Origin of the sequence: Streptomyces canus (genome assembly GCF_001514145.1) — a bacterium.
Lineage (GTDB): Bacteria > Actinomycetota > Actinomycetes > Streptomycetales > Streptomycetaceae > Streptomyces > Streptomyces canus.
Window position 1 is genome coordinate 375,917 of the sequence record NZ_KQ948659.1, and the last position, 23,384, is coordinate 399,300.

General features: G+C 70.4%; 20 protein-coding genes. 12 read left to right on the forward strand and 8 right to left on the reverse strand.

Going from position 1 to position 23,384, the window contains the following annotated elements:
- Positions 1–38: 38 nt before the first annotated feature.
- The 4 genes from AQJ46_RS15340 to AQJ46_RS15350 form a co-directional block, all read right to left on the reverse strand.
- Positions 39–1,265 carry a branched-chain amino acid ABC transporter substrate-binding protein gene (locus AQJ46_RS15340; RefSeq protein ID WP_059206105.1) on the reverse strand — a complete coding sequence of 409 codons (1,227 nt, stop codon included), beginning with the start codon at positions 1,263–1,265 and terminating at the stop codon, positions 39–41.
- Positions 1,266–1,372: 107 nt separating this feature from the next.
- Positions 1,373–2,179 carry a hypothetical protein gene (locus tag AQJ46_RS52170; RefSeq protein ID WP_079072284.1) on the reverse strand — a complete coding sequence of 269 codons (807 nt, stop codon included), beginning with the start codon at positions 2,177–2,179 and terminating at the stop codon, positions 1,373–1,375.
- Between the two features lie 48 nt (positions 2,180–2,227).
- The gene (locus AQJ46_RS15345; RefSeq protein ID WP_057618427.1) at positions 2,228–2,689 is read right to left on the reverse strand and encodes a PaaI family thioesterase; all 462 of its coding nucleotides are present in this window, start codon (positions 2,687–2,689) and stop codon (positions 2,228–2,230) included.
- A 66-nt stretch (positions 2,690–2,755) separates the two neighbouring features.
- Positions 2,756–5,035: an FdhF/YdeP family oxidoreductase gene (locus tag AQJ46_RS15350; RefSeq protein WP_059206106.1), complete on the reverse strand. Its 2,280-nt coding sequence runs from the start codon at positions 5,033–5,035 to the stop codon at positions 2,756–2,758.
- A gap of 168 nt (positions 5,036–5,203) precedes the next feature.
- Between AQJ46_RS15350 and polA the strand changes: the two genes are divergently transcribed.
- The gene (polA, locus tag AQJ46_RS15355) at positions 5,204–7,933 is read left to right on the forward strand and encodes a DNA polymerase I (RefSeq protein ID WP_059206107.1); all 2,730 of its coding nucleotides are present in this window, start codon (positions 5,204–5,206) and stop codon (positions 7,931–7,933) included.
- Positions 7,934–8,659: 726 nt separating this feature from the next.
- Positions 8,660–9,073, forward strand: a complete 414-nt coding sequence (locus tag AQJ46_RS15360; RefSeq protein WP_059206108.1) for a hypothetical protein — start codon at positions 8,660–8,662, stop codon at positions 9,071–9,073.
- On the opposite strand, the gene AQJ46_RS15365 is transcribed toward AQJ46_RS15360, so the two are convergent.
- Positions 9,006–9,851, reverse strand: coding sequence for a DUF4184 family protein (locus AQJ46_RS15365; protein ID WP_059206109.1), 846 nt, complete (start codon positions 9,849–9,851; stop codon positions 9,006–9,008). The genes AQJ46_RS15360 and AQJ46_RS15365 overlap by 68 nt on opposite strands.
- A 308-nt stretch (positions 9,852–10,159) precedes the next feature.
- On the opposite strand from AQJ46_RS15365, the gene AQJ46_RS15370 reads away from it, so the two are divergent.
- From AQJ46_RS15370 to AQJ46_RS15375, 3 genes are all read left to right on the forward strand, one after another.
- A complete protein-coding gene (locus tag AQJ46_RS15370) occupies positions 10,160–11,896 on the forward strand; it encodes a lytic transglycosylase domain-containing protein (protein WP_059206110.1) in 1,737 nt (578 codons plus the stop codon).
- Between the two features lie 146 nt (positions 11,897–12,042).
- Positions 12,043–12,177 (forward strand): SPW_0924 family protein, encoded by a 135-nt coding sequence (locus tag AQJ46_RS54205; protein WP_106409822.1) that lies wholly within the window; start codon positions 12,043–12,045, stop codon positions 12,175–12,177.
- Positions 12,178–12,192: 15 nt separating this feature from the next.
- Positions 12,193–13,179, forward strand: a complete 987-nt coding sequence (locus AQJ46_RS15375; RefSeq protein ID WP_059206111.1) for a DUF3068 domain-containing protein — start codon at positions 12,193–12,195, stop codon at positions 13,177–13,179.
- On the opposite strand, the gene hrpB is transcribed toward AQJ46_RS15375, so the two are convergent.
- Together hrpB and AQJ46_RS15385 are read right to left on the reverse strand one after the other, a co-directional pair.
- Positions 13,169–15,643, reverse strand: coding sequence for an ATP-dependent helicase HrpB (gene hrpB / locus AQJ46_RS15380; protein WP_059206112.1), 2,475 nt, complete (start codon positions 15,641–15,643; stop codon positions 13,169–13,171). The two genes, AQJ46_RS15375 and hrpB, sit on opposite strands and share 11 nt — an antisense overlap.
- Before the next feature lie 31 nt (positions 15,644–15,674).
- Positions 15,675–16,658, reverse strand: coding sequence for a class I SAM-dependent methyltransferase (locus tag AQJ46_RS15385; RefSeq protein ID WP_225887334.1), 984 nt, complete (start codon positions 16,656–16,658; stop codon positions 15,675–15,677).
- Positions 16,659–16,881: 223 nt separating this feature from the next.
- Between AQJ46_RS15385 and rpsA the strand changes: the two genes are divergently transcribed.
- The 4 genes from rpsA (at position 16,882) to AQJ46_RS15405 (ending at position 20,716) form a co-directional block, all read left to right on the forward strand.
- Positions 16,882–18,393, forward strand: coding sequence for a 30S ribosomal protein S1 (gene rpsA / locus AQJ46_RS15390; RefSeq protein ID WP_059206113.1), 1,512 nt, complete (start codon positions 16,882–16,884; stop codon positions 18,391–18,393).
- 264 nt (positions 18,394–18,657) lie between these two features.
- Positions 18,658–19,596, forward strand: a complete 939-nt coding sequence (locus AQJ46_RS15395; protein ID WP_057618419.1) for a PAC2 family protein — start codon at positions 18,658–18,660, stop codon at positions 19,594–19,596.
- Between the two features lie 71 nt (positions 19,597–19,667).
- Entirely contained in the window at positions 19,668–20,285 is a 618-nt protein-coding gene (gene coaE, locus AQJ46_RS15400; protein WP_059206114.1) for a dephospho-CoA kinase, read from the forward strand.
- Positions 20,286–20,335: 50 nt separating this feature from the next.
- Positions 20,336–20,716 carry a tetratricopeptide repeat protein gene (locus AQJ46_RS15405; protein ID WP_059206115.1) on the forward strand — a complete coding sequence of 127 codons (381 nt, stop codon included), beginning with the start codon at positions 20,336–20,338 and terminating at the stop codon, positions 20,714–20,716.
- 13 nt (positions 20,717–20,729) lie between these two features.
- Here the strand turns inward: AQJ46_RS15405 and AQJ46_RS15410 are convergent, their stop codons facing one another.
- Positions 20,730–20,996 (reverse strand): DUF6343 family protein, encoded by a 267-nt coding sequence (locus AQJ46_RS15410; RefSeq protein ID WP_208616937.1) that lies wholly within the window; start codon positions 20,994–20,996, stop codon positions 20,730–20,732.
- Between the two features lie 76 nt (positions 20,997–21,072).
- Between AQJ46_RS15410 and AQJ46_RS15415 the strand changes: the two genes are divergently transcribed.
- The 3 genes from AQJ46_RS15415 (at position 21,073) to AQJ46_RS15425 (ending at position 23,374) form a co-directional block, all read left to right on the forward strand.
- On the forward strand, positions 21,073–21,972 hold the full coding sequence (locus AQJ46_RS15415; protein ID WP_059206117.1) for an acyltransferase domain-containing protein: 900 nt from the start codon (positions 21,073–21,075) through the stop codon (positions 21,970–21,972).
- Positions 21,973–22,099: 127 nt separating this feature from the next.
- Positions 22,100–22,816 carry a class I SAM-dependent methyltransferase gene (locus AQJ46_RS15420; protein ID WP_107117273.1) on the forward strand — a complete coding sequence of 239 codons (717 nt, stop codon included), beginning with the start codon at positions 22,100–22,102 and terminating at the stop codon, positions 22,814–22,816.
- 90 nt (positions 22,817–22,906) lie between these two features.
- Complete coding sequence (locus AQJ46_RS15425) at positions 22,907–23,374, forward strand: DoxX family protein (protein WP_059206119.1); 468 nt, start codon at positions 22,907–22,909, stop codon at positions 23,372–23,374.
- Positions 23,375–23,384: the final 10 nt, after the last annotated feature.

Sequence of the window (23,384 nt, forward strand, 5' to 3'; positions counted from 1 at the left end):
GGCCCGTCGTGGTGTTGCTGTGCGCTGCTGGGCCTGGACTAGCCGAGGTCGGCGGTGCCGGTCTTCACAGCCTTCCACGCACCCTTGGTGACCTGGTAGACGGTCAGCTGCTTGTTGGTGGTGTCGCCGTACTGGTCGAAGGCGACCTTGCCGGAGATGCCCTCGAAGTCGGACTTCTGGACGCCGTCGACGACGGAGGAACGCAGGGCGTTGATGTCGCTGGGCACCTTGCCGTCGTTGGCGTCGACGGCGGCCTTCACGGCCTTGATGATGGCGGTGGTGGCGTCGTAGGAGTACGCGCCGTAGGCGCCGTAGTCACCCTTGTAGCCCTTGGACTTGTACGTCTCGATGAACGTCTTGGCGGCGGGCAGGGTGTCGGCGGGGACGCCGACGGCGGTGGCGAGGTCGCCCTCGGAGGCGGTGCCCGCGGTCTCGATGTAGGTGGAGGCGAACATGCCGTCACCGCCGAAGAGCGGGATCTTGACTCCGCCGCCCTTGAGCTGCTTGGTGATCAGGGAGGACTCGTCGTACTGGCCGCCGTAGTAGAGCAGGTCGGCGCCGGAGTTCTTGACCTTGGTGACGAGGGAACCGAAGTCCTTGTCGCCGGTGTTGACGTGGTCGGTGCCGACGACGGTGCCGCCGAGCTTCTTGAACTGCTCGTTGAAGATCTTCGCGAGGCCGGCGCCGTAGGTCTGCTTGTCGTCGACGACGAAGACCTTCTTCTTCTTGAGGCCGTTGTACGCGTAGTCGGCGGCGAAGCTGCCCTGGAGCTCGTCGGTGGTGGCGGTGCGGAAGTACGTCTTGTACGGCCGCTTCTTGTCCGTCTGCCAGTTCTTGCCCTGGGTCAGCTCGGGGTTGGTGTTCGAGGGGGAGATCTGGACCATGTTGGCCGAGGCGAACACCTGCTGCATGGTCTGGGCGACGCCGGAGTTCAGCGGGCCGACGGCGCCGACGGCCGTCTTGTCGCCGGTGATGGTGGTGGCGTTCGACTGACCGGTGGCGGGCTGCGCCTTGTCGTCGTAGGCCTTCAGTTTGAAGGTGACGCCGGGGACGAGCTTGTTCTTGTTGGCGTCGTCGACGGCGATCTGGGCGCCGTACTGGATGCCGAGACCCGTGGTGGAGTTCTCACCGGAGAGGGGGGCGTCCACGCCGATGGTCAGGGTGGTGCCACCTCCGCCTTCGCTGTCGCCGCCCTTGTCGTCTCGGGAGCCGCAGGCGGTGAGCGTCAGAGCTCCAGTCGCGAAGACGGAGGTCAGTATCACCATGGAACGTCGCACAATCAGTCCTTTCCGCAGGCACACGCGCCCTCGTGGGTGCGGCCTTGTGCCGCGCTGGTACCGAACTCCCGATGGAGCGGTGACTGGCCGTGACTCTAAGCCCGGTTTGCAGGCAGGGGCATCGCTGTGCGCTGGCTTGTGACTTTCTTGTTATGACGGGGTGGATGGTGCGCTTCCGTGGAGGGGACTCTCAGCCGGTTTGGCAGAATTTCCCCTCGGTCCGCATTTTGAGAACCTGCACTTCCGCTTGGCCGTCCGGCTGGTGACGCCGTTGTCGTGGCGCAGGCGCCGCGGAGAAGCGCGAAAAGGTCGTGCGCGTAGGCCCGGCCGAAGATGAAGCTGTGGTGTTGTATTGCGCGCGTGTTACGGAGCGTTACGTCAAGAAATGGTAGGTCGGCATTCAGCGGCAGACCCGAACAGTCGGAAACCGATATCTCCACGGTGACCCGGCGGGTCGTGCCGGCGTGCACGGTGAAGGCGTCGGGCAGGGCGTGGGCGGTGAGGCCGGTGAAGGCGGCGCCGGTGACCTGGAGGGTGACGGGGGGTCCGCTGTGGACGTCGACGGCGAAGCGGAAGCGGCCGCTGGTGGGGTGGGCGCCGGAGGTCTCGGGGAGTCCGGCGGGTCCGAGGTAGCGCCAGGCGGTGACGTTGGCGGGCCAGGGGACGGGGGTGTCCGGGACTTCGGTGCGGTGCTCGTCGGCCAGGACGCGGGGGAGGAGGAGGCCGGCCGCGAGCAGGGTGAACGCGGCTGTCCCCAAGACTGTTCGGCGAGCCCTGGGTGACAGCTTCTCCCACCGCGATGCCCAACGGTCCGTCAGGCGTGCCTCGTCGGCGCCGATGATGTCGTGATTCTGCCCCGTCTCCGGTGAGTTGACGGGCTCGACGGGGCCGATACCGGTCATGGGAGAACGGTAGGGGTGCCGGGGGCTCGTGCCCAGTCGGTGTGCGCCCTAGCGGCCGGGGGCGTCCCGCAGCAGGCAGGTGAGGCGGGCGGTGCAGACGCGTCGCCCTTCCTCGTCGCTGATCACGATCTCGTACGTCGCGGTGGAGCGCCCCCGGTGCACCGGTGTGGCCACGCCGGTGACCAGCCCGGAGCGGGCGCCCCGGTGGTGTGTGCAGTTCAGGTCCACTCCGACCGCGAGCTTCGAGCTCCCGGCGTGCAGCATGGAGCCGACGGACCCCAGGGTTTCGGCGAGTACGGCCGAGGCACCTCCGTGCAGCAGTCCGTAGGGCTGGGTGTTGCCCTCGACGGGCATGGTGCCGACGACCCGTTCCGCCGAGGCCTCGACGATCTGCACGCCCATGCGGGTGCCCAGGTGGCCGGCCGAGAACATGGCGACGAGGTCGACGCCGAGCGCCGCGTACTCGTCGATGACCTCTTGGGGAAACGTGGCGTGCTGCTGCTCACCCATGGGGCGGGCTCCGTTCGTCCTGGTCGCTACGACTGCCTGCTACGACTGCCTGCGCTGAGCAAACGCTCAGTCGGTCGCCGATTGTTCCAGACGTACGACGACGGACTTGCTGGCCGGGGTGTTGCTGGTGTCGGCGGTGGCGTCCAGCGGCACCAGGACGTTGGTCTCGGGGTAGTAGGCGGCCGCGCAGCCCCGGGCGGTCGGGTAGTGCACGACCCGGAACCCGGGTGCGCGCCGCTCCACACCGTCCTTCCACTCGCTGACGAGGTCGACGTACGAGCCGTCGGCGAGCCGGAGCCTGTCGGCGTCCTCGGGGTTGACCAGGACGACCCGGCGGCCGTTCCTGATGCCCCGGTAGCGGTCGTCGAGGCCGTAGATCGTGGTGTTGTACTGGTCGTGCGAGCGCAGCGTCTGCAGCAGCAGCCGTCCCTCGGGCAGTTCGGGGTACTCGACGGGCGCGGCGGTGAAGTTGGCCTTGCCGGTGGCGGTGGGGAAGCGGCGCTCGTCGCGCGGGGCGTGCGGGAGGGTGAAGCCGCCGGGCCGGGACACGCGCGCGTTGAAGTCCTCGAAGCCGGGGATCACGCGGGCGATGCGGTCGCGGATGGTGGCGTAGTCCTTCTCGAACTCCTCCCACGGCACCCGGCTGTTCTCGCCGAGCACCCGGCGTGCCAGCCGGCACACGATGGCGGGTTCGGACAGCAGTTGTCCGCTCGCGGGCTCCAGGCGGCCGCGGGAAGCGTGCACCATGCCCATGGAGTCCTCGACGGTCACGAACTGCTCGCCGCTGCCCTGGAGGTCGCGCTCGGTGCGGCCGAGCGTGGGCAGGATCAGGGCGCGCGCGCCCGTGACCGCGTGCGAGCGGTTGAGCTTGGTCGACACGTGCACGGTCAGCCGGGCGCGCCGCATGGCGGCCTCGGTGACGTCGGTGTCGGGGGAGGCGGAGACGAAGTTGCCGCCCATGGCGAAGAAGACCTTGGCCTCGCCGTCGCGCAGGGCGCGGATGGCACGGACGACGTCGAAGCCGTGCTCACGCGGCGGGGCGAAGCCGAACTCCTTCTCCAGGGCGTCCAGGAAGGCGGGCGCGGGGCGCTCGAAGATGCCCATCGTGCGGTCGCCCTGGACGTTGGAGTGGCCGCGGACCGGGCAGACGCCGGCGCCCGGCCGGCCGATGTTGCCGCGCAGCAGGAGGAAGTTGACGACCTCGCGGATGGTCGGCACGGAGTGCTTGTGCTGGGTGAGGCCCATGGCCCAGCAGACGATGGTCCGCTCGGAGGCGAGGATCATGGAGAGGGCTTCCTCGATCTCCTTGCGGGACAGGCCGGTCGCGGTGAGCGTCTCGTCCCAGTCGGCGGCGCGGGCCGCCTCGGCGAACTCCTCGTAGCCGTGGGTGTGTTCGCGGACGAAGGCCTCGTCGACGGCCCCTTGCGTGTCCAGGATCAGTTTGTTGAGGAGGCGGAAGAGGGCCTGGTCGCCGCCGATGCGGATCTGCAGGAACAGGTCGGTGAGCGCGGCGCCCTTGAGCATGCCCTGGGGGGTCTGCGGGTTCTTGAAGCGCTCCAGGCCGGCCTCGGGCAGCGGGTTGACGCTGATGATCTTCGCGCCGTTCGCCTTGGCCTTCTCCAGGGCGGACAGCATGCGGGGGTGGTTGGTCCCCGGGTTCTGGCCGGCGACGATGATCAGGTCGGCCTGGTAGAGATCGTCGAGCAGGACGCTGCCCTTGCCGATGCCGATGGTCTCGCTGAGCGCCGAACCGGACGACTCGTGGCACATGTTGGAGCAGTCCGGCAGGTTGTTCGTGCCGAGCTCGCGGGCGAAGAGCTGGTAGAGGAACGCGGCCTCGTTGCTGGTGCGGCCCGAGGTGTAGAAGACGGACTCGTCGGGGGAGTCGAGGGCGGCGATCTCCTCGGCGATGATGTCGAAGGCGCGCTCCCACGTCACCGGTTCGTAGTGGGTGCCGCCGTCGGGGACGTACATGGGGTGGGTGAGCCGCCCCTGCTGGCCCAGCCAGTAGCCGCTCCTGGTCGCGAGGTCGGCGACGGGGTGCGCGGCGAAGAACTCCGGGGTGATCCGGCGCAGGGTGGCTTCCTCGGCGACCGCCTTCGCGCCGTTCTCGCAGAACTCCGCCGCGTGCCGGTGGTCGGGCTCGGGCCAGGCGCAGCCCGGGCAGTCGAAGCCGTCCTTCTGGTTGACGCGCAGCAGAGTCAGCGCGGTGCGCTTCACGCCCATCTGCTGCTGGGCGATCCGCAGGGTGTGGCCGATGGCCGGGAGGCCGGCCGCCGCGTGCTTCGGTTCGGTGACCTGCGGAGCGTCCTGAACCGGATCACCCTTGGGCGGCTTCGTGGCCATCGGACTCTCTCCTTCGCACACACATGTGAGGTACGTCTCCGATCCTCGCACGCGCCGGTGACAACGGCGTTTGCCGGGCCTGGGGGAAGCGGCGGCGGAGCTTGCCCCTTGTGTGCCGTCGGCGGCGGGCGGGTCTGACTGTCAGTGGGGCGTGGCAGGATCGGGGGCGTGGCAGAGACAGCAGCGAAGAAGACCGACAACAGCCCCGGCGGCAGCCGCCCGCGTCTGATGCTCATGGATGGGCACTCGCTGGCCTATCGCGCGTTCTTCGCGCTGCCCGCGGAGAACTTCACCACCGCGACCGGCCAGCCGACGAACGCGATCTACGGCTTCGCGTCGATGCTGGCCAACACCCTGCGCGACGAGGCCCCCACCCACTTCGCGGTGGCCTTCGACGTGTCCCGCAAGACCTGGCGCTCCGAGGAGTTCACGGAGTACAAGGCCAACCGCTCCAAGACCCCCGACGAGTTCAAGGGCCAGGTCGAGCTGATCGGCGAGGTCCTCGACGCGATGCACGTCTCGCGCTTCGCGATCGACGGCTTCGAGGCCGACGACGTCATCGCCACGCTCGCCACACAGGCCGAGGCCGAGGGCTTCGACGTGCTGATCGTCACCGGCGACCGCGACTCCTTCCAGCTGGTCAGCGACCACACCACCGTGCTCTACCCGACGAAGGGCGTCTCGGAGCTGACCCGGTTCACCCCGGAGAAGGTCTTCGAGAAGTACGGCTTGACGCCCGCCCAGTACCCCGACTTCGCGGCCCTGCGCGGCGACCCGTCCGACAACCTCCCCGGCATCCCCGGCGTCGGCGAGAAGACCGCCGCGAAGTGGATCAACCAGTTCGGTTCGTTCGCGGAGCTGGTCGAGCGGGTCGAGGAGGTCAAGGGCAAGGCCGGACAGAACCTCCGCGACCATCTGGAGGCCGTCAAGCTCAACCGCCGCCTCACCGAGATGGTGCGCACGGTGGAGCTCCCGAAGGCGGTCACCGACCTGGAGCGCGCTCCGTACGACCGCAAGACCCTCGCGATGATCCTGGACACCCTGGAGATCAGGAACCCCTCCCTGCGGGAGCGGCTCCTGGCCGTCGACCCGGGTGCCGAGGAGGCCGAGGGCACCCCGGTCGTCGCGCCCGGCGTGGAAGTGGACGGCACGGTGCTCGGCACCGGCGAGCTGGCCGGCTGGCTCGCCGAGCACGGCGCACAGCAGCCCCTCGGTCTGGCCACCGTCGACACCTGGGCCCTCGGTACCGGCTCGGTCGCCGAGGTCGCGCTCGCCGCGTCCGGCGGTGCGGCCGCCTGGTTCGACCCGTCCCAGCTGGACGAGGCCGACGAGAGGGCCTGGGTCGCCTGGCTCGCCGACGCCGACCGGCCCAAGGTCCTGCACAACGCCAAGGGCGCCATGCGGGTCTTCGCCGAGCACGACTGGAGCGTCGCCGGTGTCGGCATGGACACCGCGCTCGCCGCGTACCTGGTCAAGCCGGGGCGCCGGTCCTTCGACCTGGACGCGCTGTCGCTGGAGTACCTGGGCCGGGAGCTGGCCCCCGCGGCGACGGCCGACGGACAGCTCGCCTTCGGCGCGGACGACGGTGCCGAGGCCGAGGCGCTGATGGTCCAGGCCCGGGCCGTGCTCGATCTGGGCTCGGCCTTCGAAAACCGCCTGGCGGAGGTCGGGGCCGCGGATCTGCTGCGGGACATGGAGCTGCCCACCTCCGCGTTGCTGGCTCGCATGGAGCGGCACGGCATCGCGGCCGACCGGGCCCACCTCGAGGCCATGGAACAGATGTTCGCGGGCGCGGTCCAGCAGGCCGTGAAGGAGGCGCACGCGGCGGCCGGGCACGAGTTCAACCTCGGCTCGCCCAAGCAGCTGCAGGAAGTCCTCTTCGGTGAGTTGGGCCTGCCGAAGACGAAGAAGACGAAGACCGGATACACGACGGACGCCGACGCGCTGGCCTGGCTCGCGGCCCAGACGGACAACGAACTGCCGGTGATCATGCTCCGGCATCGTGAGCAGGCCAAACTCCGGGTGACCGTCGAGGGGCTGATCAAGACGATCGCCGCGGACGGACGTATCCATACGACGTTCAACCAGACGGTCGCGGCCACGGGCCGACTGTCGTCGACGGATCCGAACCTCCAGAACATTCCGGTCCGCACCGACGAGGGGCGGGCCATCCGGCGGGGCTTTGTGGTGGGGGACGGCTTCGAGTCCCTCATGACCGCGGACTACAGCCAGATCGAGCTGCGGGTGATGGCCCACCTCTCCGAGGACGAGGGGCTCATCGAGGCGTTCACCTCGGGTGAGGACCTGCACACCACCGCCGCCTCGCAGGTGTTCGCCGTGGAGCCCGGTGGGGTCGACGCGGAGATGCGGCGGAAGATCAAGGCGATGTCGTACGGGCTGGCGTACGGGTTGTCCGCGTTCGGGCTCTCGCAGCAGCTGAACATCGAGGCGGGGGAGGCGCGGGCGCTCATGGACGCGTACTTCGAGCGGTTCGGTGGGGTCCGGGACTATCTGCGGCGAGCGGTCGACGAGGCCCGGGCGACGGGGTACACGGCGACGCTCTTCGGGCGCCGGCGGTATCTGCCCGACCTCAACAGCGACAACCGGCAGCGGCGTGAGGCGGCCGAGCGGATGGCTCTCAACGCGCCGATCCAGGGGACCGCGGCGGACATCGTCAAGATCGCGATGCTCAAGGTGGACGGTGCGCTGCGGGACGCCGGCCTCGCCTCCCGCATGCTGCTCCAGGTCCACGACGAAATCGTGCTGGAGATCGCGCCCGGGGAGCGGGAGGCCGCGGAGGAGATCGTCCGCCGGGAGATGTCCGACGCCGTGCATCTGAATGTGCCGCTGGGGGTCTCGGTGGGGGATGGGACGGACTGGGAGTCCGCTGCGCATTAGCCTCCGGCGGTTGGGCGGGGATGCAGGTGCCTGCGGCGGGCCTGTGCGGGTGCGGGTTCGGTGGGGGCGGGCGTTGTGCGCAGTTCCCCGCGCCCCTGATGCCTGCGGCGGCCCGTTGCGGCCCCGGTGGGGCGGGTGTAGCGCGTGGGGTTCGGTAGGTGGGTCGGGGCCGGGGTGGGGGGTGTCCGTCCTCGGTCCGGCGGTAGCTGCTTCCTGATCAGTGCTCGGTATCGGACGCCGGCCGCTGCGGGCGGACACCCCCCACCCCGTCCCCTGCGCGCCGTACGCGGCTACCGGCCCGCCGGGGCGCGCGAGGTGGCGAACGGTCCGTCGTGGCGTGGGATGCGGTGATCGGTCCGTCGTGGTGCGCGAGACGGGGATGGGTCCGTCGTGGCGCGGTGCGGCGAGCGGGTGGTCGTGGCGCGCGAGACGGGGATGGGTCCGTCGTGGCGCGGTGCGGCGAGCGGTCCGTCGTGGTGCGCGGGGTGGAGATCGGTCCGTCGTGGTGGGTGACGTGGTGATCGGTCCGTCGTGGCGCGGGTGACTGCAACTCCCCAGGGGCGCGGGGAACTGCGCGACCAGCCCCCACCGGCCTGCACACGCGCAAGGACCCGGCGTGGCACCCCCCGTAGGCGCCCGGTCCAGCCCAGCCCAGCTGCCCGCGGGTGTCACTCGCGTGGACGCCACAACAGCGCCCCCGACCGCACCCCCGGCCAGGATGCGCTCATGGGTATACGCATGCTCCACCGCCGGACGGCCCCCGCACGGGCGTACGCCGACCCGGTCCCGTTCTTCGCGCAGCGTCCCGTTCCGGCCCACGCGGCCGCCGCAAGTACCGCCCGCATTCCCTTCGACCTGGCGGCACTCCTGCGCCATGCCGCCACAGAGCTACGGCACCGCGTCACCCGCCGCGACCGGGACGCCGTAGACGCCGTAGAACTAGAGGAGCCGTCCGGCCCTCGGCTGTGGGCCGAGCTGGCGCTCAGTTATCTGGCCCTTGCCCTCACCCTGCTGCCCCGGTCCCGTCCGATGCCCACCATGACGGTGTTCATGGCGACGACGGCGGACACCGTCAGCGAGCGAGCGGGAGGCCGGCCTCTTCCTCGGCACCGGACACCGGGGCCGGGCGCCACAGCCTGACCCCCGCGGCGTACAGCAGTATCCCGAGCACCAGACCGGCGCCCGCGCCGAAGCAGAGGGTCGGGATCAGTTCCCAGGGCTTCGCGCTGGAGCCCCAGTACGCCCACCACCGCGAGGCCCGCTGCAACGCGCCCGCCGTCATGCACCCGCCGATCACGGCCACGGCCCACCACCTGTCCCGCACCGACAGGACAGGGACGCCCCGCGGCTCGGTCGCCACGGGTGCCCGGCGCAGCGCGTACCGGCAGAACACGGCGATCACCACCGCGGCCAGCGCCGAACCGCCGTACTGCAGGTACCAGTACAGAGGCGACCCGGCCACCTCGCGGCCCAGGACGGGGAACAGTCGCATCCCCCATCGGTCGAGATGTGTGAACGCGTCCCACACGACATGGGTCAGGGCTCCGAGGACGGCGGAGGCGTACCAGCGCACGGCCAGTGCCGCCGTCACGCGGGCGCGTGGCGCTCCGCAGCGCAGCAGCGTCGCCATCCCGCCCTGTCGCCCTCGTGGCAGCAGGGCCACCAGTGGTTCTCGCAACAGCAGCCACAGACCCACCAGTGCCCAGGCGACGAGCACATCGATCGTGAAGACGCCCGGGAAGGAGTGCGTGACGGTGCCGAACTCCATCGCCCCGGACACGACACTTGCCGCGTAATAGGTCATGTCAGGAGAGAAGGATCCGGCCACGAGTACGGCCGGAACCAGTCGGCCACGCCCGGTTCCGTCGGTGCGTACCGCGGGCAGTACCGCCGCCGCATGGCTCAGGGTGAACGGCAACGGTGCTCCTTGCGGCGGTCCTTGGCCGGGCGGCGGCCCGGGTGATCGGTTCCGTCCAGTATGAGCGACGCGAGCCCGCACCGATCGAACATGGCCAACCGGTGAATATCGGGCACGAACCGGTGTCCGCGAAAAGGAAGTTGTCGTAGGGTCACACGGGTCACCGCGCTGGGGAGCTCGGTCGAACGTGCGAATCAGGAATTGCCGCGCGTCACAGGGGCAACCTCCAGGGTGGCTCGACTGTCACAACTGGACGAGGGCGACAGACGGACAAGGGCGCTCGGGCGTCCACAGGAGGGGTTCACTTTATGGCGGCGCAATTCGGCAGGAGGCTGTGCAAGGGAGCGGTGACCACCGCCGTGGCCGCGGCCGCGGTCGCGGCACTGTCCGCTTCCCAGGCTCCGGGGGTGACGGCCGACGACAACGGCAGATCCACCGCCGCCGACGCCCAGCCCTCTCCCGACGCGACCGCCGGTGACAGCGGCGCCACCGGCAAGTCGCCGTACTACACGGACCTTCCGCCGCTGAACACCCCGAGCCCCGCGCCGACCGACGGCACCTCCACCGTCACTCCGGTCGAGTCCGAGGCGGGCATACCCGCGACCGTCCTCGCCGCCTACAAGAAGGCCGCGGCCGAACTCCAGGAGTCCAAGCCGGGCTGCAACCTGCCCTGGCAGCTCCTCGCCGCCATCGGTCAGGTCGAGTCGGGCCAGGCCAGCGGCGGCCGCGTCGACGCCGACGGCACCACGACCTCCAAGATCCTCGGCCCGCAGCTCGACGGCAACGGCTTCGAGCTCATCCGAGACACCGACAACGGTGCCTACGACGGCGACACCGCCTACGACTCGGCCGTCGGGCCCATGCAGTTCATCCCGTCCACCTGGGCGTGGGCCGGCCGCGACGGCAACGGCGACGGGGTGAAGGACCCGAACAACATCTACGACGCCGCTCTCGCCACCGGTCACTACCTGTGCCGCTACGGCTGGGACCTGTCGGACAGCGGTGACCTGGACAGCGCGATCCTCAGCTACAACCCCTCGCGGCACTACGTGAACACGGTCCTCTCGTGGCTGGAGTACTACCGCAAGGGCACCCACGAGATCCCCGACGGCACCGGCACGATCCCGGACAACCGCAGCGACGGCAGCAGCGGCAGCGGGGGTTCGTACTCCTCGCCGTCGTCGCCCTCGCCGTCGCACCCGTCGCACCCGTCGAAGCCGAGCACGCCCGGCTCGCCGAGCCCGACCCCGCCGTCGACCACCCCGCCCCCGTCGGGGACTCCCACCCCTCCGGCCCCGACGACTCCGGTCACCCCCACCCAGTCCGTGGACCACCTGGAGGACTCGGGCACCGCGAAGCTCACCGCCATGGCCGGCGACGCGTTCACCGAACAGATCAGCACCAAGGCCGAGAACGCCGCCGGCAAGGGCGTCGCCAAGGTCCGGATCCGCTTCACGATCGTCGGAGACACCGACGCCGTCTTCACCGGCGGCGAGAAGGTCGCCACCGCTCTGACCAACACCTCCGGCGTGGCCACCGCGCCCGCGCTCCAGGCGGGCGAGACCACCGGCGCCTTCACGGTCCGCGCCACCCTCATCGGCCGCACGGTCACCGGCCCGGACTACACGGCCACCGTCACCCAGCGCGTCGCCGACACCCTCGTGCGCACCAGTGACACCGCGCTGACCTGCACACCGGGCGGCGAGTTCGTCGACGCGGTCCAGGTCAAGGCCACCTACAAGGACGCCGTCGCCGACAAGGTCGGCGCCACCGCCACCCTGATCAAGTCGGCCGACGACGCGACCGAGAACGACAAGGGCCCCTACTTCAAGGACGCCGACGGCAAGACCGTCCGCACCCTGACGGGCCTCACCACGGACGCCGACGGCCTCCTGAAGCTGCCTCAGCTCTACTCCGACGACTCCACCGGCACCTTCGTGCTCCGCATCACCACAGCGGGCGGCGCGACGCTCGACGTGACGCTGACCGTGGCGGCCGCTGAGACCTCCGCGAGCCCGTCGCCCAGCCCCAGCGCGAGTTCGTAGCCACCGCAGCCACCTCGAAGGGCGTCCTTTCCGCCACGGCGGACCGGGCGCCCTTCGTCCGTGCGCGAGCTGTTCTCATCTCGCCCGCCCGTTGCTACGGTGCCGGACCTGACGATGTATCAGTTCCTGTGCGCCGGGAGGTGGATATGCGCGCCCTGATCGCCGCCGCGACCGGTCTGGCCCTCGCGTTCGCGCTGGTCCTCACCATCACCGCGCTCGGCACGCCGACCGGCGGGACGTCCCCGAAACCGCTGCTGACCACAGTGCCCGCACACCCGTGACCCCGGGAGGCCGAGATGCGCCGCAAGACCAGCCTGGTCCTGCTCGCCCTCGCCGTGTTCTTCGCGGCGCTGTCCCCGCTGCTGCGCTGGTACGCCTTCCCGCGCCTGGCCAAGATCCCCGCGAACCAGTACCAGGACATGGTCCTGGAGGCCAAGGACGCGACCCTCATCGACTACAACGACGGAATGAAGTCGAAGAAGGTCCCCAAGGTCACCATCGTGCAGACCCTCAAGGGCAACGTGGAGGCCTCGGAGAAGATCGAGAAGACGGCCGGGAAGGATGTCGTCGTCTGGGACGGCCTGTCCTACGTCGTCGGGCCCGACGGCAAGATGGTCTCCAAGATCCCCGAGCGCTACATCTTCGACGCCCACACCCAGGAACCCGTCCATGCCACCGGCGAGATGGTCGACGGCGACCCGGTCAAGCGTGAGGGCATCGAGTTCAAGTTCCCGTTCCTGACGGAGAAACGGGACTACGAGTACTTCGACGCCCAGGCCCGCACCTCGGCCCCCATCCACTACAAGGGCACCCAGACCTTCCGCGGCGTCGACGTCTACTACTTCGAGCAGACCATCCCCTGGACCAAGGTGCCCTTCCCGAAGACCATGCCGGTCCAGGGCATCACTCCCGCGTCCCTCGCCAAGACCGGCACCACCCGCTGGTACACCACGGTCCGCAAGTTCTGGGTGGAACCCCTCACCGGCGCACCCGTCTACGGCGAGGAACTCCACACGGAGGAACTGCGCGGCGGCACGCTGCTCGGCGGCCGCGACAAGGTGACCGTCTTCGCCGGCGACGTGAAGATGCGCGAGGACTACATCAGGCACACGGTCGACCTGGTCAAGTCGAACCGCACTCTCGTCCTGCTCATGACCTCGTACCTGCCGTGGGGCTTCCTGATCCTGGGCCTCCTGCTGCTGGCGCTGTCACTGTGGCTGGAAGCCCGCGGCCGCCGCCCGGCCGCCACGAAGGTCGAGGAACCCGAACCGGTCACGGCCTGAGCCGTGCCTTGGTGTGCCGCGTCGGCTCGGCGCCCGCAGGGTCCTCGGGCCACGGATGCTTCGGATACCGCCCGCGCAACTCCGCCCGGACGCCCTTGTAGCCGTCCTTCCAGAAGGACGCGAGATCGGCGGTGACGGCCGCGGGGCGCCCCGCGGGGGAGAGGAGATGGACGAGGAGGGGCACCCCGGCGATGCGGGGCGACTCCTGGAGCCCGAACATCTCCTGCAACTTCACCGCGAGGACGGGCTGTTCGGGGCTGCCGTAGTCGATCCGGATCCTGGACCCACTCGGTACGGCGATCCGCTCGGGCGCCAGCTCCTCCAGCCGCGTGGCCTCACCGGAGGCCCAGGGGAGGAGCCTTTGCAGTGCCTGTCCGGCGTCGATGCGCGCCAGGTCGGCCCGTCGCCGGGCACGGCTCAGCTCGGGCTCCAGCCACTCGTCCACGCGCGCGTGGAGCGCGTCATCGGACACCTCGGGCCACGGAGCGCCGAGGTGGTGGTGCAGGAACGCGAGCCGTTGCCGCAGTACCCCGGCGTCGGGCGTCCACCGCAGCAGCCGTAGACCTTCCTGGCGGAGCCCTTCGAGAAGTGCCTCGCGTACGAGGACGGCGTCGGCGTTTTTCAACGGCCGTGCCGTGAGCTCGATCGCCCCGAGCCGTTCCACCCGCCGTGCCACGACGTCCCCGTCGGCCCAGTGCACCTCCTGGCGCTCGGAGTACAGGGACGCGGCCGCCGAACGGGCCGTGTCCTCGTCGATCACGGCGGCGAGCTGTACGCGCGCGTGCCCCTTGCCGACGGGCCGGTCCGCCACGGCGACGGCGATCCAGGGCGAGCCTCGCAGCGGGGAGCCGTCGGAGAGTTCGGCGCGGGTGCCGGAGGCCATCAGATAGGAGCCCGAGTCGGCTCTGGCGACCCGTTCGGGGAAGGCGAGCGCGGCGACGAGACCGTCGTTCCCGGCAGCCGGCTCGGTGAACTCCGCCGAGGCGGACCGCAGCCGCCGCACCTCCGTCCGCCACCGTCCCGCATAGGCGTCACCGCCCCGCCGCGCGGTCCGGACGGCGGCCGCCAGGTCGTCGCCGTACTCCCGCGGCGGCTCCTCCGACAGCAGCGCCACCGTCTCGGCGCCGGCACCCGAGGTGTCCAACAGTGCCCGCCCCAGCCGGGGATGCAGGCCCAGACGGGCCAGGCGCACACCCCGCGCGGTCGCCCGGCCGTCGGCGTCCACGGCCCCCACGGCCGTCAGCACGCCCCTCGCGGCCGCCATCGCCCCGCCCGGCGGTGGGTCCAGAAGAGCAAGCCCGGACGCGTCCGGGTCGCCCCAGCAGGCCACCTGCAACGCGAACGCCGTCAGGTCGGCCACCTTGATCTCCGGCGACGGGTAGCGCGGCAGACGGGCGTCCTCGGCCTCCGCCCAGCACCGGTACACCGCACCCGGCGCCTCACGTCCGGCGCGGCCCGCCCGCTGGCGTCCGGCCGCCTGCGAGGCCCGTACCGTGGCGAGCGCGCTCAGCCCGCGCGCGTGGTCGACGCGCGGTTCCCGGGCGAGCCCCGAGTCGACGACCACCCGCACTCCGGGCACGGTCAGGGACGACTCGGCCACGGAGGTCGCCAGAACCACCCGCCGCCGGTCCCCACCCGTCAGCACCGCGTCCTGCACGGCCGCCGGAGCCCGGCCGTGCACCTGGAGCACCTCCACGTCACCGAGACCGCCCAACTGGCCGGCCACGCGCGCGATCTCGCCCACGCCCGGCAGGAAGCACAGCACGTCCCCCGGCCGCTCGGACAGCGCCCGCCGTACGACCGACGCCACGTGCGCGAGGAGTGCGGGATCGACGCGCATGCCGTGCGGCGGCCGTACCGGACGGGCCGGTGGCGCCCACACGACCTCCACCGGATGCGGGACACCCTCCGCCTCGACCACGGGCGCGTCCCCCAGCAACCGCGCCCACCCCTGCGCGTCGGTCGTCGCGGACGCGGCCACCAGCCGCAGCTCCGGCCGCAGGGCCTGCCGCACGTCCCACAGGAAGGCCGCTGTCGTGTCCGCGTCCAGGTGCCGCTCGTGGCACTCGTCGATCACCACCACGTCGATGCCTGCCAGCTCCTGGTCGCGCTGGAGCCGCTGGAGCAGTACGCCTGTCGTGACGACCTCCACGCGCGCGTGCCGTCCGACCACGCGCTCGCCACGCACGCTGTAGCCGACGCTCCCGCCGACCTTCTCGCCCAGCAGCCACGCCATCCGCCGGGCCGCCGCGCGGGCGGCGATCCGGCGGGGCTCGGCGACGACGACCTTCCGCGCGGGTGTGTCCGGGTCCAGCAGGCCGGCGAGGGCCAGCGGCACGAGGGTCGTCTTGCCCGTGCCGGGCGGAGCGACGAGGACGGCCGTTCCGTGGCCTTCCAGGGCGTCGCGCAGCGCGGGCAGGGCGCCGCGTACGGGAAGGGGGTCCAGGGCGTCGTAACGGATCACGCCCCCAGTGTCGTACGACCGCCGCAACGCCTCAGTCGCGCTCGCACACGAAGATCGCGGACCCGGGGATCAGATTCCCGCGCAGGGGAGACCAGCCGCCCCACTCCGAGGTGTTCCAGACCGGCCACTCCGGCTCGACCAGGTCGACCAGGCGGAAGCCGCCGGCGACCACGTCACGCACCCGGTCGCCGATCGTGCGGTGATGCTCGACGTACACCGCGCGGCCCTGATCGTCCTGTTCCACGTAAGGCGTGCGGTCGAAGTAGGAGGCCGAGACGGAGAGACCCTCGGGGCCGGGCTCGTCCGGGAAGGCCCAGCGGATGGGGTGGGTGACCGAGAAGACGAAGCGGCCGCCCGGGCGCAGGACGCGCCGCACCTCCTTGAGGACCAGTACCGGATCGGCGACGAACGGCAGAGCGCCGTACGCCGAGCACGCCAGGTCGAAGGAGGCGTCCGCGAAGGGCAGCGCGCCCGCGTCGGCGCACACCAGGGGGAAGGACGTACCGATGCGCAGGGCGTGCTGGAGCTGGCGGTGGGAGATGTCGAGGGCGACCGGGCGGGCGCCCTGCGCGGCCAGCCAGCGCGCGCACTGGGCGGCGCCGGCGCCGATCTCCAGGACGTCCTTGCCCTTGAGGTCCTCGGGCGGGCCCAGCAGCTCGGCCTCCACCTCGTCGAGACCCTCGGGGCCCCACACGAAGCGGTCGTCGCCGAGGAACGTGCCGTGCTCGACCTGGTACTCGTCCGCGTTGCGGTCCCACCAGCCCCGGTTGGCCCGGGAGCTCTCGGTGACGTCCGCGTCACGCCGGGTGGCCTGCGACTCCGCGTCCGGACCCGTCTCCTGCTGGTGTGATGCGGGCTCTTGGATGATCGGCTCCCTCGTATTAGTCTGCGGGCTCTTCCGTCGGACCGTCGTGACGACGTCACGAATGGGACGTCGGCGGGTCCGCGTGGCCTCGTGAGACTGGTTTTCTGCCGGGTATGCGGCGATCCGCCCCGGGTGTGCGCCTTCGCGCATTGACCCTGTCCGGCTGCCCCCGTATGCTACAAGTTGCGCTGCGGGCCTGCGCTCCTCAGACGTAGCAGGCTGCGCTCGCATCTGTTGTATGTCCCCTCGGTTGTCGAGGCGCCACCATTGATTGTGTGGCGCTTCCTTGGCTGTCCGGCTTCTTCAGAGCGAAACAGGCTCCCGGCGTAAGCAGTACCTACGACTCACTGTCCGTACCGGAGCCCTTTCCCACATGACGAGCAGCACCGAGACCACCTCTACCACTCCGCAGGTAGCGGTCAACGACATCGGTAACGAGGAAGCCTTCCTCGCCGCGATCGACGAGACGATCAAGTACTTCAACGACGGCGACATCGTCGACGGCGTCATCGTGAAGGTCGACCGGGACGAGGTCCTGCTCGACATCGGTTACAAGACCGAAGGCGTTATCCCGAGCCGCGAGCTCTCCATCAAGCACGACGTCGACCCCAACGAGGTCGTCGCCGTGGGCGATGAGATCGAGGCCCTTGTTCTCCAGAAGGAGGACAAGGAAGGCCGCCTGATCCTCTCGAAGAAGCGCGCCCAGTACGAGCGTGCCTGGGGCACCATCGAGAAGATCAAGGAAGAAGACGGCATCGTCACCGGTACCGTCATCGAGGTCGTCAAGGGTGGTCTCATCCTCGACATCGGCCTCCGTGGCTTCCTGCCGGCCTCCCTCGTCGAGATGCGCCGCGTTCGCGACCTCCAGCCTTACGTGGGCAAGGAGCTCGAGGCCAAGATCATCGAGCTGGACAAGAACCGCAACAACGTGGTCCTGTCCCGCCGTGCCTGGCTCGAGCAGACCCAGTCCGAGGTCCGCCAGACCTTCCTCACGACCCTCCAGAAGGGTCAGGTCCGCTCCGGTGTGGTCTCCTCGATCGTCAACTTCGGTGCCTTCGTGGACCTGGGTGGCGTCGACGGACTGGTCCACGTCTCCGAGCTCTCCTGGAAGCACATCGACCACCCGTCCGAGGTTGTCGAGGTCGGCCAGGAAGTCACCGTCGAGGTTCTCGACGTCGACATGGACCGCGAGCGTGTCTCCCTGTCGCTGAAGGCGACCCAGGAAGACCCGTGGCAGCAGTTCGCCCGGACCCACCAGATCGGCCAGGTCGTGCCCGGCAAGGTCACGAAGCTGGTTCCGTTCGGTGCGTTCGTCCGCGTGGACGAGGGCATCGAGGGTCTGGTCCACATCTCCGAGCTGGCCGAGCGCCACGTGGAGATCCCGGAGCAGGTCGTCCAGGTCAACGACGAGATCTTCGTCAAGGTCATCGACATCGACCTCGAGCGTCGTCGCATCAGCCTCTCGCTGAAGCAGGCCAACGAGGCCTTCGGTGGTGACCCGGCCTCGGTCGAGTTCGACCCGACGCTCTACGGCATGGCCGCGTCCTACGACGACCAGGGCAACTACATCTACCCCGAGGGCTTCGACCCCGAGACCAACGACTGGCTCGAGGGCTTCGAATCCCAGCGTGAGGTGTGGGAGACCCAGTACGCCGAGGCGCAGACCCGCTTCGAGCAGCACCAGCAGCAGGTCATCAAGTCCCGTGAGGCCGACGAGGCTGCTGCCGCCGAGGGCGGGGACGCCGCGGGTGCGGCTCCGGCCGCCGGTGGTGGCGGTGGCGGTGGCGGTTCGTACTCCTCCGAGGGTGCGGACACCTCCGGCGCGCTGGCTTCGGACGAGGCGCTTGCCGCGCTGCGCGAGAAGCTGGCCGGTGGGCAGAGCTGAACGCCCGCTGAGCAGTAGCTCTTGACTGAGGGGCCGTACCTTTCGGGGTGCGGCCCCTCAGTGTTTGTCCGACGGCCGGTGGGGGCTTGTCGCGCCCACGCGGCGGAGCCGCATATCGACACTGCCCCGCGCCCCTGACGGGGCGCGTTGTTCCTTCCCCTGTCATGAAAAGGGCGTAAGAGATGGCCTGATCAAGCGCCAGGGTGGGAATGCCGCTGTTCCAGGGCGCGTTGAAGCGTATGAACACGAGGAGGAGCGGTCACAGTGCTTGATCCGCAGGGTTTGTACGCATGGGAGCCCAAGGGCCTCGCCGTCGTAGACATGGCGCTCGCCCAGGAGTCGGCCGGCTTGGTCATGCTCTACCACTTCGACGGATACATCGACGCGGGCGAGACCGGCGACCAGATCGTCGACCGGTTGCTCGACTCGCTGCCCCACCAGGTCGTGGCCCGTTTCGACCACGACCGGCTCGTCGACTACCGCGCCCGCCGTCCGCTGCTCACCTTCAAGCGCGACCGCTGGACGGAGTACGAGGAGCCCACGATCGACGTGCGGCTCGTCCAGGACGCCACCGGAGCGCCCTTCCTGCTGCTGTCGGGCCCGGAGCCGGACGTGGAGTGGGAACGCTTCGCCGCGGCCGTCCAGCAGATCGTGGAGCGGCTCGGCGTCCGGCTGTCCGTGAACTTCCACGGCATCCCGATGGGCGTCCCGCACACCCGCCCCGTCGGCCTCACCCCGCACGGCAACCGCCACGACCTCGTCCCCGGCCACCGCAGCCCCTTCGACGAGGCGCAGGTGCCCGGTAGCGCCGAGGCCCTGGTCGAGTACCGGCTCATGGAGGCCGGCCACGACGTCCTGGGCGTCGCGGCGCACGTTCCGCACTACATCGCGCGCTCGACCTACCCGGACGCGGCCCTGACCGTCCTGGAGGCCATCACGGCCGCCACCGGCATGGTCCTGCCCGGCATCGCCCACGCCCTGCGCACCGACGCCCACCGCACCCAGACCGAGATCGAGCGCCAGATCCAGGAGGGCGACGAGGACCTCGTGGCCCTCGTCCAGGGCCTCGAGCACCAGTACGACGCGGCGGCGGGCGCGGAGACCAGGGGCAACATGCTGGCCGAGCCGGTGGACATCCCGTCGGCGGACGAGATCGGCCTGGAGTTCGAGCGCTTCCTGGCGGAACGGGAAGGCGACACCTGAGGCACGCGCCCCAGGTCTCCTTCCGTACCACCCCGCACCGCCCCTCAAGCGGAGCGTCTAGGCTTCCGGTCATGCTGAAGGTGGGCCTGACCGGCGGTATCGGCGCCGGCAAGAGTGAGGTGTCGAGGCTCCTCGTGGAGCACGGCGCCGTCCTGATCGACGCGGACCGCATCGCGCGCGAGGTCGTCGCGCCGGGCACGCCCGGCCTCGCCGCGGTCGTGGCGGCCTTCGGGGAGGACGTACTCGCCGAGGACGGCGGCCTCGACCGCCCCAAGCTGGGCTCCATCGTCTTCGCCGACCCGGACCGGCTCGCCGTACTGAACTCGATCGTGCATCCGCTGGTGGGCGCCCGCTCCCGTGAGCTCGAAGACGCCGCGGCCGAGGACGCCGTCGTGATCCACGACGTCCCGCTCCTCGCGGAGAACGCCCTCGCGCCGCTCTACGACCTCGTGATCGTCGTCGACGCGAGCCCCGAGACCCAGCTCGACCGGCTCGTCAGGCTGCGCGGCATGACCGAGCAGGACGCACGCGCGCGTATGGCCGCCCAGGCGACCCGCGACAAGCGCCTGGAGATCGCGGACGTCGTGATCGACAACGACGTACCCCTGGAAGAGCTGCGGCGACGCGTCCAGGAGGTATGGGGCGATCTCGTACGCCGGGCGCGCGCGTCCCGGACGTCTCAGGAATAGCGTCCCCCTGTCCGGGCGTTGAACGCTTCCAGTGAGGGAAGGACTTTGCCGTGCCCGAGACCAGCGGATCGACCGGACGTACTCCGGAGACCCATGTCATCGACTACCGCGCAGCGGAGCAGTTGCTCTCCGCGCGGGACCCGCGGGGCGCGGTGAAGCTGCTCGACTCCGTCATCGCCGCCCACCCGGAGAACACCGCGGCCCGGCTGCTGCGCGCGCGGGCCTTCTTCGCCGCCGCGCAACTGCGGCCCGCCGAGCTGGAGTTCACCATCGTCCTGGAGCGCGAGCCGGACAACGCCTTCGCCCACTTCGCACTCGCCCGCACCTATGAGCGACAGGGCCGGCCCGACCAGGCCAGGCGTCACTTCCGGCTGGCGGCCGCGCTGGACCCGAAGCCGGAGTTCCTGAAGGCGGCGCGGTTCGAGACCTGAGCGGGTCGGCCCACTACCTGGGTCGGCTCTCCGGCGGGCGGTACGGCGGGATGTCGGGGCCAGGCTGATAGTGCGGGCCCTGCCGGATGTGCCGGAGGATCATCGCCATGTCGGCGGTGGACACCACCCATAGCACTCCGCAGGCGATCGCCCATCCGGGCCGGCCCGCCAGCGCGAACGCGACCGTACCGAGGGCCGCCCAGACCAGCCCCCACACGCTCAGCCAGAACCGCATCCGCAGTGCACTGCGCGCGGTCGTCGGCTCACTGCCCGTACGCATCGGGATCACCACTCCTCCCTTGCAACGTACTCTTCGGAACGGACGTTGACCAAAGGGCGAAAGAGGGGGTCACCGCGTGCTTCCGGACGCCGACGAACTGGCCGAGGTGCTGGTGGAACTCGCTGTACCGCACGAGGACGTGGGCGAACTCGTACGGATGGGCCGGCGGGTCATGGACGACCCGGAGCTGCGGCGGTTCCTGGAACACTCCGTCGACCAACTCGTCCGGGACATGGGCAGGGCCGACGACCCGGTCGTCCTGCCCGAGCTCGACTGGCCGGCCGGCGCCCTCCAACGCTGCTTCCCCGTCTATGTCTTCGTGGCGGCGCTGCCCCACACGCTCGCGTACCACCGCGCGCGCGGCATCCCGGCCGAGGTGTCCCGGCGCACCCTCGCCGACCTCGGGCGGAACATGGCCGTGCACCGCAGGCGGTACGGCAGGACGGGCGTGCAGTCACCGCGCTGGCTGACCCGGCACTCCCGCGGCGAGCTGTACCAGCTGGGGCGACTCCAGTTCGAGCGGACGCGGTACGGGCCGTGGAACAGCCGGACGCTCGCGCCTGCCGGACTGGACATCGCCCCCGGCACGCCCTGTCTGAGCCTGCACATCCCCGACTTCCTCGGCCCGCTGTCACCGGAGGCCTGCGATCGCTCGCTCGCCCTGGCCGCCGAGTTCTTCGCCCGGCACTTCGCGGACGAGCCGTACGGTGCCGCGCTGTGCCATTCCTGGCTGCTCGACCCGCAACTGAAGGGATATCTGCCCGCGGACTCCAACATCGTCCTGTTCCAGGAGCGCTTCCGGCTGGCCCCCGAGGACCCGCAGCCGGAGGACGCCGAGCCGGTGCAGTTCGTGTTCGGGGATCCGGAGCTGTCGGTGGAGAGCCTGCCGCGGCGGACGGCGCTGGAGCGCGCCGTCGGTGATCATCTGCGGGCCGGCGGACACTGGTACATCGGGCACGGGTGGTTTCCCCTGTAGTTCAGGTCCTTCGTAGTTCGGGCCCTTCACATCGCGGGTGGTTCCCTTCGTAACTCGGACGGGTGAATCTGTGCGAGTCGGGAACGGCCGTGCGGACACGGGCCGTTGGACGGGTATGGGGCTGAGGATGCGAGCGGGACATCAGGGGACGGGACCCGGGGCGATCACCCCGGACGGGTGCGCGGTCGAGCTCTACTCGCGGCTGCGGATCGGGCCGGAGCCGGACATCATCGCCGGGGCGGTGCCCGCAGGGGCGCACATCCTGGAGCTGGGCTGTGGTGTGGGGCGCATGACCCATCCGCTGCTGGAGCGGGGTTTCACGATCACGGCGGTGGACGAGTCCCCCGACATGCTGGAGCGCGTGCGCGGGGCACGGACGATATGCGGCACGATCGAGGACCTCGACCTGGGCGGGACGTTCGACGTGGTGATGCTCGCGTCGTTCCTCGTGCACCACGGCGACCTGAAGGTGCGACGCGGGATGCTGCGCACCTGTGCCCGGCACGTGGCGGCGGGCGGCAGTGTGCTGATCCAGCGCGAGGGCGAGGACTACCACTCCGATCTGCCGCGCGAGCGTAGCGAGATGGGGGTCCCCCCGGCCGAAGGCTGGGGGAGGGTCGACCCCAGTGGTTACACCGTGCGGATCGTCTCCTCGGAGCCGGTGGAAGAGGGCGTCAACTCGGTGCACGTGGAGTACGAGTTCCCGGACGCGACCTGGACCCAGACGTTCCAGGCCCGCCCGCTGACGAAGGAGCAGTTCGAGGAGGCGCTGGCGGAGGCGGGGTTGAAGGTGGACCGGTATCTGACGGAGGACCGGGTATGGGTGCGGGCGGTGGCGGCCTGAGGGAAAAGGTTGTGGAGCGGCGATGAGTTCGGGTGCGGACGCGGGTCTACCTCTGCGACAGCAACACGGACCGCTTCCCAGGAGACCCCGATGTCCGAGATCACCGTCCCCGCCACCCGTAGCGCCGCTTCCTCCGCCGTCTCCCCCGTCATCGCCGAGTCCACGACCGCACGCGGCCGCCGGGCCCGGATCGCCCTGCGCACCCTCCAGGTCGTGCTCGCCCTCTTCTACGTCATCGCGAGCGCGCTCCCCAAGCTGATCGCGCACCCCTCGGCCGCCGAGGGCTTCGACAAGATGGGCTGGGGCAGCGCGGGGATGTACATCATCGGCGTGCTCGAACTGGCCGGTGGAATCGCCCTGTTGATCCCGGTGCTGCAGTCGGTGGCGGCCGTGGCGCTGAGCGGGCTGATGGTCGGCGCGTTCGTCGTCCAGCTCACCTACTTCGACGGCGAGAACGCGGCGACTCCGCTCATCCTGATCGTCCCGCTCGCCCTGATCGCCTGGGCCCGGCGCGGGCACAACGCGGACCTGCTGCGCCTGGTACGACGACGGGCGTGAGGAGAGCCGC

Bases quoted from the DNA above. Each gene is read 5' to 3' on its own strand.
- AQJ46_RS54205 (WP_106409822.1), top strand. From the start codon at position 12,043: ATGCGCGCCCTGATCGCCGCCGCGACCGGTCTGGCCCTCGCGTTCGCG.
- AQJ46_RS15345 (WP_057618427.1), bottom strand. From the start codon at position 2,689: ATGGGTGAGCAGCAGCACGCCACGTTTCCCCAAGAGGTCATCGACGAG.
- AQJ46_RS15370 (WP_059206110.1), top strand. From the start codon at position 10,160: ATGGCGGCGCAATTCGGCAGGAGGCTGTGCAAGGGAGCGGTGACCACC.
- AQJ46_RS15350 (WP_059206106.1), bottom strand. From the start codon at position 5,035: ATGGCCACGAAGCCGCCCAAGGGTGATCCGGTTCAGGACGCTCCGCAG.
- coaE (WP_059206114.1), top strand. From the start codon at position 19,668: ATGCTGAAGGTGGGCCTGACCGGCGGTATCGGCGCCGGCAAGAGTGAG.
- AQJ46_RS15420 (WP_107117273.1), top strand. From the start codon at position 22,100: ATGCGAGCGGGACATCAGGGGACGGGACCCGGGGCGATCACCCCGGAC.
- AQJ46_RS15360 (WP_059206108.1), top strand. From the start codon at position 8,660: ATGGGTATACGCATGCTCCACCGCCGGACGGCCCCCGCACGGGCGTAC.
- AQJ46_RS52170 (WP_079072284.1), bottom strand. From the start codon at position 2,179: ATGACCGGTATCGGCCCCGTCGAGCCCGTCAACTCACCGGAGACGGGG.
- AQJ46_RS15385 (WP_225887334.1), bottom strand. From the start codon at position 16,658: ATGCGCGAAGGCGCACACCCGGGGCGGATCGCCGCATACCCGGCAGAA.
- AQJ46_RS15410 (WP_208616937.1), bottom strand. From the start codon at position 20,996: ATGCGTACGGGCAGTGAGCCGACGACCGCGCGCAGTGCACTGCGGATG.
- AQJ46_RS15375 (WP_059206111.1), top strand. From the start codon at position 12,193: ATGCGCCGCAAGACCAGCCTGGTCCTGCTCGCCCTCGCCGTGTTCTTC.
- AQJ46_RS15340 (WP_059206105.1), bottom strand. From the start codon at position 1,265: ATGGTGATACTGACCTCCGTCTTCGCGACTGGAGCTCTGACGCTCACC.
- rpsA (WP_059206113.1), top strand. From the start codon at position 16,882: ATGACGAGCAGCACCGAGACCACCTCTACCACTCCGCAGGTAGCGGTC.
- AQJ46_RS15425 (WP_059206119.1), top strand. From the start codon at position 22,907: ATGTCCGAGATCACCGTCCCCGCCACCCGTAGCGCCGCTTCCTCCGCC.